The organism is Gemella haemolysans (assembly GCF_901873445.1).
Taxonomy (GTDB): Bacteria; Bacillota; Bacilli; order Staphylococcales; family Gemellaceae; genus Gemella; species Gemella haemolysans_C.
This window is the reverse complement of record NZ_CABFLN010000039.1, coordinates 1-12,335: the sequence shown is the minus strand read 5'-3', so window position 1 is coordinate 12,335 and position 12,335 is coordinate 1. Positions and strand designations below refer to the sequence as shown.

The following is a 12,335-nucleotide window of genomic DNA, read 5'->3' as shown; positions in this document are numbered from 1 at the left end:
ACTAGCTATGATGAACTAGATAATGGTACCCACAGGAAGTTTAAATACTTTAAGTACATCACTACCGAACAAGATATCGTCAACTATCTAATTAAGCAAGATCCTCAGCTCTATAAATGTTATCGGCTTATTCAAGACCTTAGGGAAGCTCTTGAAAAAGATGATTTTGATAGATTTAAAGCTTTAATTAACGATAAATCTACCATACCTAGATATATGTTTACAGCTATTAAAACACTAAGAAAATACAAAAAACAGATTAAGAATACTATGTACTACAATGGGCTTTCTAATGGTCCTTTAGAAGGAATTAACAATAAAATTAAGATTATTAAATGTATTTCCTATGAATATAGGTCTTTTAGTAACTTTAAAGCTAAAATACTCCTTTGTATTCAGCTTATTTAAACATTCTGAAACTAATAAGGAACCTAGATATTCTATAAAAGAGTGTCAAGCTATTCTCTCTAAAAATAAAGAAATAAGATTAAAACGAAAAAATAGGAAAAAAGCTATACTACTTAATATAGCATAGCTTTCTCCTAATTTTCAAAATCAACCGTACTTGACAAAGAACCGTTCTTTCCTCACTACTTCTTTTTTTACTGGTCTTTTGGGGCAGCCCCTTCTTTTTTATATTTTCGGTATTTGGATTTTCTGTCCAGCTGCAATATTATTATTACTAATATTATTAGCTTCTTTTATTTTTTCTACACCATTCTGAGCATTCGCTTCTCCATATGCTTTAGAGGCGATAACAAATAATGAATCACCTGATTTAATCACATAATCTTGACCTGCTACAGGAGTTGTACTGACAACACCTGTAGAGTCATTTTTCTCTGTATTATTATCATTATTAGTCTCATTATTATTTGCCGACTCTTTTTTAGATGTATTTCCTTCAGTAACCTTCGAATCATTAGCTTTTGGTATATTGTTATTACTTTCTGCTTTTGTTTCTTCTGGTACTTTAGCAGTTTGTTCTGTAGTTTGGACTACTTTATCTTTAGATTTACCACCAAGAGAATTTCCTAAAGTAGTTACCCCTACAAGAATAAGTGGAGCTAATATTATAAATATAACAACCAAAACTGTATTCTTTATAGTATTATTTTTCATAATATGTCCCCTTCAATTATTTTACTTCTTCAAAGTAATCGTGGTAATAACCACCTATTTTTCCACTGTTATCTACTACGAATATATATTCTTCTGTTTCATTTACTACTTCATATTCTTTTCCAACAGTCAGCATATTACTAACAGTAAATTTTTCAGCATCTGTATGTTTTACAATAACTTTTTTCGACATTGTCCTACCTCCTTACTATTACATTTTTATTTTATTACAATATAACTATTTTTTCAATTGTTTTTTATTTGCTACAATAGAAACTATTACAAACACCACAAATGAAATTAATAATGATATTACAACAGGTTCTATAAATTTAATTACATATACAGTTTTTACTAATATATAACTAATCAAGCCTACTGCTATCGAACTTAATGCTCCATATTTTTCAGCTTTTTTCCAATATAATCCTAATAATATAGGCCATAAGAATGTTGCTTCTAAACCTCCAAAAGCAAATAAGTTAACATTTACTATTAAACTTGGCGGTCTCATACTTAATAACATAATCAGTAAGATTACTAATATATTTACTCCATATACAAAGATTGGAATTTTTTTACCAGTAATTTTTTCTTTAACTACTTTACTATTAAATAGTAAATCTTTAACTAATGCAGAAGAAATTAATAAGAACTGTGCATTTACAGTCGTTATTATAGCTGCCATAGGCGCTGCAAGTACTAGTGCTGCTAAATACCATGGTAAAACTTTTAATGTTATTATTGGAATTACTGAATCATAATCTTTAATATCTGGGAAAACACCTCTTGCCATAACTCCAATTAAATGAACACCAAACATTACTATAAATATTACTATTGAACCTACAATAATAGATTGTTTTAAACTTCTTTTATTTTTATACAACATTGAGTTAATAGCGATTTGAGGAATTCCAATTACCCCAACTCCTACTAATACCCAAAATGAACTTACATAACTTGGTGTCAAACTTCCTGTTGCACCGAAAGGTGTTATTATCTTCTCATTAATATTAATCAAGTTGGTAGTTATTTGATCAATACCACCACCATAATTAATTACTGCAAATAGTAAAATTATTGTCGAGAATATCATTATTAAACCTTGAATCATATCAGTGATTAGAATATTCTTCAATCCACCAAATACTACACAAAATATAATGATTACTGATATAAGGACAATACCTGTCTTATACTCAATCCCCATGAAAGCAGCTAATAATTTAGCACCTCCAACCCATTGAGCACTCATAGCAGCAATTAAAAATACTATCATAGCTAGAGTAGAAATAAATGCAACTAATTTTGACTCATATCTATTTCTTAAGTAATCACTTATTGTAATTGCATTAATTTTTTGGGCAGCATTTTTAAATTTCTTAGCTAAAACTAATAATACAAAATAACCCGTTACAACTTGGATTACAGCAAGTAGTACCCAACCATAACCAAGTTTATAGGCTACCCCAGGACCTCCAAGAAATGTTGAAGCTGATCCATAAGTAGACATTAATGTAATCGCAAGTACTATTCCACTTACTCTTCTATCGGCTAAATAATACTTTTCAAAAAATCCACCATGATGTTCTGTTTTACTCATACGATTCATCATTAACGGTAGTAAAATTATCGCTAAGAAGATTGTTGCAAATAAAACTAATATTTTATAATCTAAAGTATTCGACATTATTTTTCCTCCTCTTTTATCTCATCATTTAGTAAAAGATTCGTAGAAATAATAACTAATATTATTATTAGAATACTAACTACTATAGAACTATAAAAAAACCATTCAGGTAATCCTAAAATATACTTATATGATTTTACATTGTTGACATCGAATCTAACATATGCAAAATAATACCATAAGGCAAAATGAATTATTGCGATGACTATCGCAACTATCCCTTCTTTATTTTTAAATTTATTCATTTGTCTTTCCTAATATCCTCATTATTAAATTATAAATATGTACATAATAAACTTTCATAAAATCTACTACTAAACTACCAAGTAGTAACCCAGCGGTAACATCACTTATAAAATGTGCACCTAGTATCATTCTTGAAATAGGTACGGCTATTATTGCAAAAGTAGCAATTACTTTTAAAATATCTTTTTTATTTATTACAAATAATAATGCTAAGAAAAATAATGCTACAAATGTAGAATGCCCACTCGGAAAACTAAATCCATCGTGAATCTCAGGAAGAGGTCTCACCCTTTGGATGCTATATTTTAATGCAGATAAGAAGAATCCACCTAAACCTGCACTAAAGAATATAAACACAGCTTTTTTAAGCTCTTTAATCCATACTAAAAATGCTGATAAAAGAATCATTATTAATAATAATAGTTTATCATTAAAAACTAAAGAGATTACTTTAGCAATTAGAGCTAGTCCTTTAATTTCAACTAGATCAGCAATTGTTCGATCAAAATCATTATTTGGAAATTTAATCGCTACTACTGCTAAGAAAATAAAGATTAATAGTTTTAAATAAAAGGTCATTTTTAAATTTTTCATATTATTTCTCACCTCCTATTTTTTCAATTATTTTGTTATAAAATTCACTAACATCATTAATAACGCGTTTTTCTTTTTTATAAACTTTCATTGAATTTTTATAACTGTCCAAATTATCATAGAAATCAAAAATTTGCTCAACAGGTAAAGTTGTAAAATCTTCTTCGGCTACAACTTTTGCAAAACCATTCTTTTCAAAAAATCTTGCATTTTCAATTTGATCTCCTCTACTCTGGTTAGTTCCAAGAGGTACTAAAATAGGAGGTAAATCTAATGCTAAAAATTCATATAAAGCGTTAGCTCCAGCTCTTGAAACAGCAAAATCCGTAATTTTCAGTACATCAAATAGTTCTTTAGCTAAAAATTCATATTGCTTATAACCTTCTTTTTCAACACTATCATTTAATAATCCTTTTCCTACAAGGTGCACTATCTGATACTTTTTAGTCAATTCATCTATATTATTCCAAATATAATCATTCAATATTTTTGAACCTAATGAACCACCCATAACAAGCATCACAGGTTTTTCTGATGTAAATCCAGTTAGTTCATAAGCTAGATTAGCATCACCAGTATAAATATCATCACGCACAATTGCACCTATTAGACTAGCTTTCCCTTTAGGTAAGAACTTCAGTGTATCTTCAAAGGTTGTAAAAATATGGTTACAGAATTTAATATTGATTTTATTTGCAAGTCCTGGCGTTAAATCAGATTCATGTAAGACAACTGGAATTTTCAATAACCTAGCTGCAATACAAACTGGAACACTTACAAATCCACCTTTTGAAAATACAAAATTTGGTTTTTCTTTTCTTAATACTAATACAGAATCAACAATTCCTTTTAGTACTTTAAATGGATCAATAAAATTTTCCCAAGAAAAATATCTTCGTAATTTCCCTGAACTAATTTTATAGTATTTTACTTCTGGAATTTTACCTATCATCTCATTTTCAATACCAGTTTTGCTACCAATATACGAGATTTCATATCCATTTTTTTTGAATTCTGGAATTAAGGCAACATTAACAGATACATGACCTGCTGAACCTCCTCCAGTAAACAGGATTTTTTTCACCTTTATCCTCTCTCTTTCATCTTTTTTTCTAAGCGTTCTTCAACATATTCAGGAACAAATTTAGATAAATCAGCACCAAAACCTGAAACACCTTTTACAATACTAGAGCTAATAAATGAATATTGTTTATTAGCCATCATATAAAATGTTTCAATATTTTCATCTAACGCTTTATTCATAAATGTTAATTGCATTTCATATTCAAAGTCAGATACAGCTCTTAAGCCCCTAACAATAACATTTGAACCTACTTGTTTTGCATAATTCACTAACAATCCTGAAAATGAATCAACTTTAACATTTGGAATTTCTTTTATTGTTTCATTTATCATCTCCACTCTCTCATCAAGTGAAAATAAATATTTCTTATCAGGATTTACCAAAATAGCTACTATTACTTCATCAAATAATTCAGCACTTCTCTTTATTATATCAATATGCCCGTAAGTAATAGGATCAAAACTACCTGGTACAATCGCTATTTTTCTTTTCATTTTATTTCTCCATATATTCAAAAATTACTATGTCTGTTATCCCATACTGTTTTTCTTTTATAATTTCGATGTTTTCATTTACAATGTTGATTTGTTCGGTATTACTTTTCTCGCAAATAATCAAAGCTCCATCATTGCACAATTGATTATCAAAAATATTTTTTAAAGCTTCATCTATCAACCCTTTATCATAAGGGGGATCTAGAAAAATCATATCAAATTTTTCTTCTTTCTTTCCAAAAATTTTCAACGCACGCTTAAAATCATTTCTATATAAAGAATAATCTTCGGCTCTAATTCTACATTTTTCTATATTGCTTTTAATAACTTTTATCGCATTATTGCTACCATCAATAAAAGTGGCATGTTTAGCTCCACGACTTAAAGCTTCAATTCCTAAACCACCTGTTCCACCAAAAAGATCCAGTATTTTACAATCATAGCAATCTATCATATTAAATAAATTTTCTTTAATTTTGTCTGTCGTTGGTCTTGTATTCATACCCTCAACAGCGTTTAATTTTATAGATCTATATTTTCCTGCTATAACTCTCATGTTTCCTCACAATAAATATCTAATATATTACTTATTAATGATTTCTTTAAAATAAGGGAGAATATAGCTTTCACTTCCCCCTTATTATAATATTATTGTTTTGTTTGTAAATTACTATCTAAATGCTCAAAACATAAGTGTAGATTTGTCATTTCTGATAATTCTACTTTTTTTACAAATTTCTTCTTCTTAAGGTCTGCAACAATACTTTCTATTCTAGTTTCATCTACATAAATGCATGCATACCTACCTCTTTTAGAATAAGAAATAAAGTTCCCATATTTTTCTAATTTATTTAAGTCTTTAAAACTTTTAAAATAGACATAGATTCCACGTCTTTCTTTTTCAAATAACTCCATAAGTTTCTCCTAGAAATGAGCTGCTGCGTCTACGCGACCTTTCTCATCAATTTTAATTACTTTAACTTTAAGAGTGTCTCCAACTTTTACAACATCTTCAACTCTATTTACTCTTTCTTCAGCTAATTTAGAAATATGTACTAACGCATCTACTCCTGGGAATAATTCAACGAATGCACCAAATTTTTCAATACGTTTAACTTCAGCAAGATAGATTTCACCAACTTCTGCTTCACGTGTGATGTTTTCGATAATTTCGATAGCTTTATTAATTCCTTCGATTTCAGGTGAAGAGATAAATACATCTCCATTTTGTTCGATATCAATTTTAACACCAGTTTTTTCAATGATTTCATTGATAACTTTACCACCTGAACCAATAACATCTTTAATTTTTTCAGGTTTAATTTTAATGATTTTAATTTTCGGTGCAAATGTAGAAACTTCTTGACGAGGTTCAGAGATAATACTGTTCATATGCTCTAAAATTTGTAATCTACCAACACGTGCTTGTTCTAATGATTCTTTTAAGATTTGTTCACTTAGTCCATCAATTTTAATATCCATTTGAAGTGCTGTAATACCTTCAGATGTACCTGCAACTTTGAAGTCCATATCCCCAAGGTGATCTTCCATACCTTGAATATCAGTTAAAATAGTATAGTGTTCATCTTTTTTAACTAATCCCATTGCAATACCAGCTACTTGAGCTTTAATTGGAACTCCTGCTGCCATAAGAGCCATTGATCCAGAACAAATTGTAGCTTGTGAACTTGATCCATTAGATTCTAAAATTTCTGACACTATACGGATTGTATATGGGAAATCTTCTTTAGATGGAATTACTTGTGCTAATGCACGCTCACCTAATGCACCGTGACCAATTTCACGACGTCCTGGCGCACGACTAAATCCAACTTCACCAACTGAGAATGCTGGGAAATTATAGTGTAACATAAATCTCTTGTTTTCTTCTTGAGTTAAATCATCAATGATTTGTTCATCTGATAAGTTACCTAATGTTACAACACCTAAAGACTGAGTTTGTCCACGAGTGAATAGTGCAGATCCATGCGTTCTTGGTAATACATCAACTCTTGAAGCTAATGGTCTAATTTCTGTTAAAGCACGTCCATCTGGTCTGATTTTATCTTCAGTAATTTCACGACGAACTTCATCTTTTACAATTTTATCTAGTGATAATTTTGCTTCTTTTACAATATCAATTTCATCTTCATCAGTTGCTTTTTCTTCAAATACTTCAAGAACTTTTTCTTTAACAGCTGAAATAGCTTCATCACGTTCTTGTTTATCTTTAATGGCAATAGCTTCTTTCATTTGAGATAATGCCATTGAAAGAACTTCGTTATAGATTGTTTCATCAATAACTTTTAATTCTACAGCCATTTTTTCTTGACCAATTTCATCAACAATTTGTTGTTGGAATGCAATTAAGCGTTTGATTTCTTCGTGTCCGAACATAATTGCATTTAACATAATTTCTTCAGATACTTCTTTTGCACCTGCTTCAACCATGTTGATTGCATCAATTGTTCCAGCTACTTTTAAGTCAACTGTAGAACGTTCCATTTGTTCAACTGTTGGGTTAATTACGTATTCTCCATCAACATATCCTACAGTAACACCGGCGATTGGTCCTTTGAATGGAATATTTGATACTGATAATGATAGTGAGCTTCCTAGCATTGCCGCCATTACAGGATCACAATCATACTCAACTGATAATACAGTTGAAATAACTTGTACTTCGTTTCTAAATCCATCTTCAAATAATGGTCTAATCGGTCTGTCGATAAGACGAGCTGCTAGAGTAGCTTCAGTGCCTGGACGCCCTTCTCTACGTAAGAATCCTCCTGGTATTTTACCTACTGCATACATTTTTTCTTCATAGTTAACTGTTAGTGGGAAGAAATCAACATCTTTAGCTTCTTTTGAAGCAACTGCAGTTGTTAATACAACAGTATCTCCGTATTTTACTACTACTGCTGCATTAGCTTGGCGAGCCATTTCACCTAATTCAACTGTTAATGTTTTTCCAGCCCATTGCGTTGTATAAACTTTTTTATCTTGAAACATGTTTATTTCCTTTCAATATTTTTCTTAAACTTTATATAAATCGACTACCTTATTATATCACGAATACTAGCATTTACAAAGAAAAAAACGAAAACATAGTAGAAATAACATTGATTTCTCTACATTTTCGTTTATAATTTTTATCCTAATTGTATTTGAAATAATTTATATAAAACTAATATTATTAATAACATAATAATAAATAGAATTATAAGTATCTTTTGTTTATTAGACATGATTACATATAACCTTGAATTTCTTTTTCAAGAATGTTTCTTGTATGCTCACAAACACGTGTAAAGTGTTGAATTAAGTCCATATAAACAACTCCTGCTGGAATTTCACAATCCCCATCTTTCATACGTTGAGTATGTTTTTTACGAGCAGCTTTTTCCATTGCATATATATTTTCACATGCTGCCAACGCTGCTCCTGCAAGAGCTATATTGTTTTCTTCTAATGACTTAATAGTTTTTAAAATAATATCATTACAAAGATCGAACATTTCTTGTACTTCTTCTTTTGCTCCATCAGAGAATTTCAATTTTTTTCTAATTTGATAATCTACTGATAATACGATATCTCTAGCATGGTCTCCGATTCTTTCTACATCACGAGTTCCATCTAATAATGTTGAAGCTATTACCCCTTCTTTAGGACTTAGTTTTTCCCTAAATAATAAAGTCAGGTAATCAGTCATTTGTTCATCAAAATTATTTATCGCATCTTCGTAAGTCTCACCTTTTTCACGTAATTGTTCTTCACGATTCATAAAGTACTCTACAGCATTACGTAAGCTTTTCTTAGATAAGATTAACATTTCCACAAATTCTTTTTGAACTTGACCTAAAGCTACTGCTGGTGCACTTGTAATAAGTGATTTATCAAGATATTGTGTACTATATTTGATTTGCTCGTCTTCACCTGGAATAAGCTTAGTTACAATCACAACTAATAAACTAATAAATGGGAATTGTAATATTGTATTTAGTATGTTAAATGTACCGTGTGCTGATGCAATTGTCATCTTAGGTTCTAGACCTAACGTAGTTTCTAGATACTGAATAAATGCTCCATAAGGCACTATTGCTATTAAACATATTACCGTACCAATAACGTTAAATAACACGTGAGAGGCCGCAACACGTTTTGCTGCAATGTTACTACCTATCATAGCTAACACAGCAGTTGTAATTGCTGTTCCAATGTTATCTCCAAATATAACCGGTAACGCTCCGTGTAAATTTAAAGCCGCATCAGCATATAAATTTTGTACTATGGCGATAGTTGCTGCTGATGATTGAATTAAAACAGTTAAAAAGGTACCTACTCCTACCCCTACTACCGCACTATCATTAATGTGCATTAAAATATTTTGAAACCACGGCATATCTCTCATTGGTCCCATAGCTGTAGACATCATTTTAAGGGCATAGAAAATCCCCCCAAAACCAAAAATTACACGACCTATGTTATTTACTAATTTAGCACGAGTAAAGAATAAAAACGCTGCTCCTAAGAATATCAAAGGAAGTGCATATTTAGATATATTAAAACCAATAATAAATGATGTTAATGTTGTCCCAATATTAGACCCCATAACAATAGCAATTGCTTGTTTAGTTTTCAATAATCCAGCTCCTACCAAGCTGACTGTAATTACAATTGTTCCTGTACTTGACTGAATAAGTATCGTAACTATAATCCCAGCTAAAACAGCCATAAGCGGTTTGGATGTATATTTATCTAAAACATATCGCATTTTTTCTCCAGCTATTAATTGAAGTCCGTCCCCCATGTACTTAATACTGAATAGGAATAATCCCAGACCTCCTAAAAATGAAAAAAATATTTCTTGCCAAAGTTCTGACACTTTTTTTGTCCTCCTAGTATATGTTGCGTGTATCATATAACACACAAGTAAATTTTACCATATAAATTTTAAAAGTACAACAAAAATCTAAAATGGTAATATTAAAATATTATTACAATTGTTTACATTAATTACTTAACAATAAAGTGATACTATATTAATATTTTCACAAAAAGAAAAGAGGTACCTACACAAAGTAAATACCTCTTTTTATTATGCTTATTAAGCTTGTGGATAAACAGAAACTTTTTTACGGCTACGTCCGTATCTTTCGAAACGTACAACTCCGTCAACTAGTGAGAATAATGTATCATCTCCACCTTTTCCTACGTTAGTTCCTGGCCAAATTTTTGTCCCACGTTGTCTGTATAAGATAGAACCTGCAGTTACGTACTGACCGTCAGCTCTTTTAGCACCTAAACGTTTTGATTCAGAGTCACGTCCGTTTTTAGTAGAACCTACCCCTTTTTTAGATGCGAAGAATTGTAAATTTAATTGTAACATCATGTCTATTTCACCTCTCTTACTTCAATAGTTATATAATCTGAATAATTTTCTTCAATTGTTTTTAATGCAATTAACATTGCATTTAGTAGAAGTTGCTCTTTTTCTGTAGATTTTAATGATCTATACGTTAAATGCCCAGTTTCATCTTCGCTAGCGGAGATATCGAACTGCACATCCTCATCTAGTTCATCTACTGCATTTATTAAACCAAATACTACAGCAGAAGCACCTGCACAAACTATATCTGAACCATGTTCAGCATAATCGGCATGTCCATCAACTGTTACTTGTTTAATAACCTCAACTTCTTTTATGATTTCCACCTTAATCATGATTAAGCGTTAATTTTTTCAACTACTAATTTAGTGAAAGGTTGACGATGACCTAATTTACGGTGATTGTTCTTTTTAGGTTTGTATTTAAATACTGTGATTTTTTTACCTTTACCTTGAGCAACTACTTTAGCTGTTACTGTCGCACCAGCTACTAACGGAGCACCAACTTTTGTTGTTTCTCCACCTACTAATACTACTTCGTCAAAAGTAACTGTAGAATCAACTTCAGCTGCCAATTTCTCAACTAAGATTGTTTGTCCTTCTTCAACACGTAGTTGTTTCCCACCTGTTTTAATTACTGCGTACATATCTGCACCTCCTTAAATATTTTTTACTAAGACTCGCCATATAAGGTGGATTACTCTCTTGTTTACCTTATACGTGCGGTTGTAGTAGCTATTTTAGGAGCTACACAACAATTCAATTCTAACACATATATACCCTAACGTCAACTATATTGATAACTTTTCTTAACTTTTTTAAAAAAAAGTTCTACAAAATTTGGAACTGATAAGAGGAGTCATAAGTTTTAAACTCATGACCCTCACAGATTGTTGACAAAACAACCAAAATATCAATCTAATTGATGTTTTGATTGTTTTTTCAAAAAACAAACCATATAACCAAGTATCAATAGTATTAAGGGAGAATTATACCTCTCTTTAGGGACAAGAGTAAAGAAACAACAACCTTGTTTTACTGATGAGGTTACAAACTCTTATTTATACCTAAATTTCATGAATGCTAATTTAAAACGTATTTGTAAAAAGCATGATTTTAAAGAAATTAAAGTACATGGTTTCAGACACACACATTGTAGCTTACTTTTTGAAAGTGGTATTACTATTCAAGAGGTACAAGAAAGATTAGGTCACTCTGACTTAAAAACAACAATGAGTGTTTATGCTCACGTAACGGAAAAACAACGAGATAATATGGCTGATAAATTCGCTAAATTTATGGCTTTATAAAAATATGGCATTCAAATGGCATTCAAGTGGAAAAATAAAAAGCCTTAAACGTTGATACTTTAAGGCTTCTCTAACTTTATTATTTAGTTTCTCTGTTTGATTTGATAATTTCTATAAATTCCCAGTACTTCCCAACCATTGATATATCAACATTTCTATATTTAGTAATTTTTCAATAATGTTGGTAAATATTTCAATTTGTGGGTCAAGTGTGGGTCAACTCAAGATTATTTTTATTATTTATCTAGCACATATCAAAGGAATTAAGGGCGGGTTTTTACCGTCTTTTTTATAAATTAAGACACCTAGTAACAATACTAGATGTCTAGGCTCATCAAAAAATCGGACTGATGGAAAAATCAGTCCGATTAAATTATATACAAATTTGTAAAAAAACATAGAAA

At 30.4% G+C, this 12,335-nt stretch carries 16 protein-coding genes and 1 other annotated feature; of the genes, 2 read left to right on the top strand and 14 right to left on the bottom strand.

Features of this window, described 5'->3' with window-relative positions; genetic code table 11:
* On the top strand, positions 1–408 hold a 408-nt coding region (locus JX287_RS05600), incomplete at its 5' end, for a transposase (protein ID WP_204643406.1).
* A 225-nt stretch (positions 409–633) separates the two neighbouring features.
* On the opposite strand, the gene JX287_RS05595 is transcribed toward JX287_RS05600, so the two are convergent.
* From JX287_RS05595 to rplU, 14 genes are all read right to left on the bottom strand, one after another.
* A complete protein-coding gene (locus JX287_RS05595; protein ID WP_204643396.1) occupies positions 634–1,122 on the bottom strand; it encodes a LysM peptidoglycan-binding domain-containing protein in 489 nt (162 codons plus the stop codon).
* Positions 1,123–1,138: 16 nt separating this feature from the next.
* A complete protein-coding gene (locus JX287_RS05590; protein ID WP_162837715.1) occupies positions 1,139–1,315 on the bottom strand; it encodes a DUF6501 family protein in 177 nt (58 codons plus the stop codon).
* A 45-nt stretch (positions 1,316–1,360) separates the two neighbouring features.
* Positions 1,361–2,815 carry a sodium/pantothenate symporter gene (gene panF / locus JX287_RS05585; protein WP_204643394.1) on the bottom strand — a complete coding sequence of 485 codons (1,455 nt, stop codon included), beginning with the start codon at positions 2,813–2,815 and terminating at the stop codon, positions 1,361–1,363.
* Complete coding sequence (locus JX287_RS05580) at positions 2,815–3,060, bottom strand: DUF997 family protein (RefSeq protein WP_204643392.1); 246 nt, start codon at positions 3,058–3,060, stop codon at positions 2,815–2,817. The genes panF and JX287_RS05580 overlap by 1 nt, the downstream gene beginning before the upstream one ends.
* Positions 3,053–3,655, bottom strand: coding sequence for a phosphatase PAP2 family protein (locus JX287_RS05575; RefSeq protein WP_102169605.1), 603 nt, complete (start codon positions 3,653–3,655; stop codon positions 3,053–3,055). Before JX287_RS05575 ends, JX287_RS05580 begins: the two co-directional genes overlap by 8 nt.
* Before the next feature lies 1 nt (position 3,656).
* On the bottom strand, positions 3,657–4,739 hold the full coding sequence (locus JX287_RS05570) for an undecaprenyldiphospho-muramoylpentapeptide beta-N-acetylglucosaminyltransferase (protein WP_204643390.1): 1,083 nt from the start codon (positions 4,737–4,739) through the stop codon (positions 3,657–3,659).
* A 2-nt stretch (positions 4,740–4,741) separates the two neighbouring features.
* A complete protein-coding gene (coaD, locus tag JX287_RS05565) occupies positions 4,742–5,233 on the bottom strand; it encodes a pantetheine-phosphate adenylyltransferase (protein WP_048803452.1) in 492 nt (163 codons plus the stop codon).
* 1 nt (position 5,234) lies between these two features.
* The gene (gene rsmD / locus JX287_RS05560) at positions 5,235–5,789 is read right to left on the bottom strand and encodes a 16S rRNA (guanine(966)-N(2))-methyltransferase RsmD (protein WP_204643388.1); all 555 of its coding nucleotides are present in this window, start codon (positions 5,787–5,789) and stop codon (positions 5,235–5,237) included.
* Positions 5,790–5,881: 92 nt separating this feature from the next.
* Positions 5,882–6,148 carry a DUF2129 domain-containing protein gene (locus tag JX287_RS05555; protein ID WP_204643378.1) on the bottom strand — a complete coding sequence of 89 codons (267 nt, stop codon included), beginning with the start codon at positions 6,146–6,148 and terminating at the stop codon, positions 5,882–5,884.
* 9 nt (positions 6,149–6,157) lie between these two features.
* Positions 6,158–8,245, bottom strand: coding sequence for a polyribonucleotide nucleotidyltransferase (pnp, locus tag JX287_RS05550; protein ID WP_204643376.1), 2,088 nt, complete (start codon positions 8,243–8,245; stop codon positions 6,158–6,160).
* Positions 8,246–8,483: 238 nt separating this feature from the next.
* Positions 8,484–10,118 (bottom strand): Na/Pi cotransporter family protein, encoded by a 1,635-nt coding sequence (locus tag JX287_RS05545; protein WP_204643374.1) that lies wholly within the window; start codon positions 10,116–10,118, stop codon positions 8,484–8,486.
* Positions 10,119–10,340: 222 nt separating this feature from the next.
* The gene (gene rpmA / locus JX287_RS05540) at positions 10,341–10,622 is read right to left on the bottom strand and encodes a 50S ribosomal protein L27 (RefSeq protein WP_003145565.1); all 282 of its coding nucleotides are present in this window, start codon (positions 10,620–10,622) and stop codon (positions 10,341–10,343) included.
* 5 nt (positions 10,623–10,627) lie between these two features.
* Positions 10,628–10,957, bottom strand: a complete 330-nt coding sequence (locus tag JX287_RS05535) for a ribosomal-processing cysteine protease Prp (RefSeq protein ID WP_204643372.1) — start codon at positions 10,955–10,957, stop codon at positions 10,628–10,630.
* Positions 10,958–10,959: 2 nt separating this feature from the next.
* Positions 10,960–11,268 carry a 50S ribosomal protein L21 gene (gene rplU / locus JX287_RS05530; protein ID WP_003144981.1) on the bottom strand — a complete coding sequence of 103 codons (309 nt, stop codon included), beginning with the start codon at positions 11,266–11,268 and terminating at the stop codon, positions 10,960–10,962.
* 19 nt (positions 11,269–11,287) lie between these two features.
* Positions 11,288–11,359, bottom strand: a sequence feature (ribosomal protein L21 leader region).
* Positions 11,360–11,589: 230 nt separating this feature from the next.
* Here rplU and JX287_RS05525 point away from each other — a divergent pair.
* On the top strand, positions 11,590–11,931 hold the full coding sequence (locus tag JX287_RS05525; protein ID WP_430537383.1) for a tyrosine-type recombinase/integrase: 342 nt from the start codon (positions 11,590–11,592) through the stop codon (positions 11,929–11,931).
* Positions 11,932–12,335 lie beyond the last annotated feature (404 nt).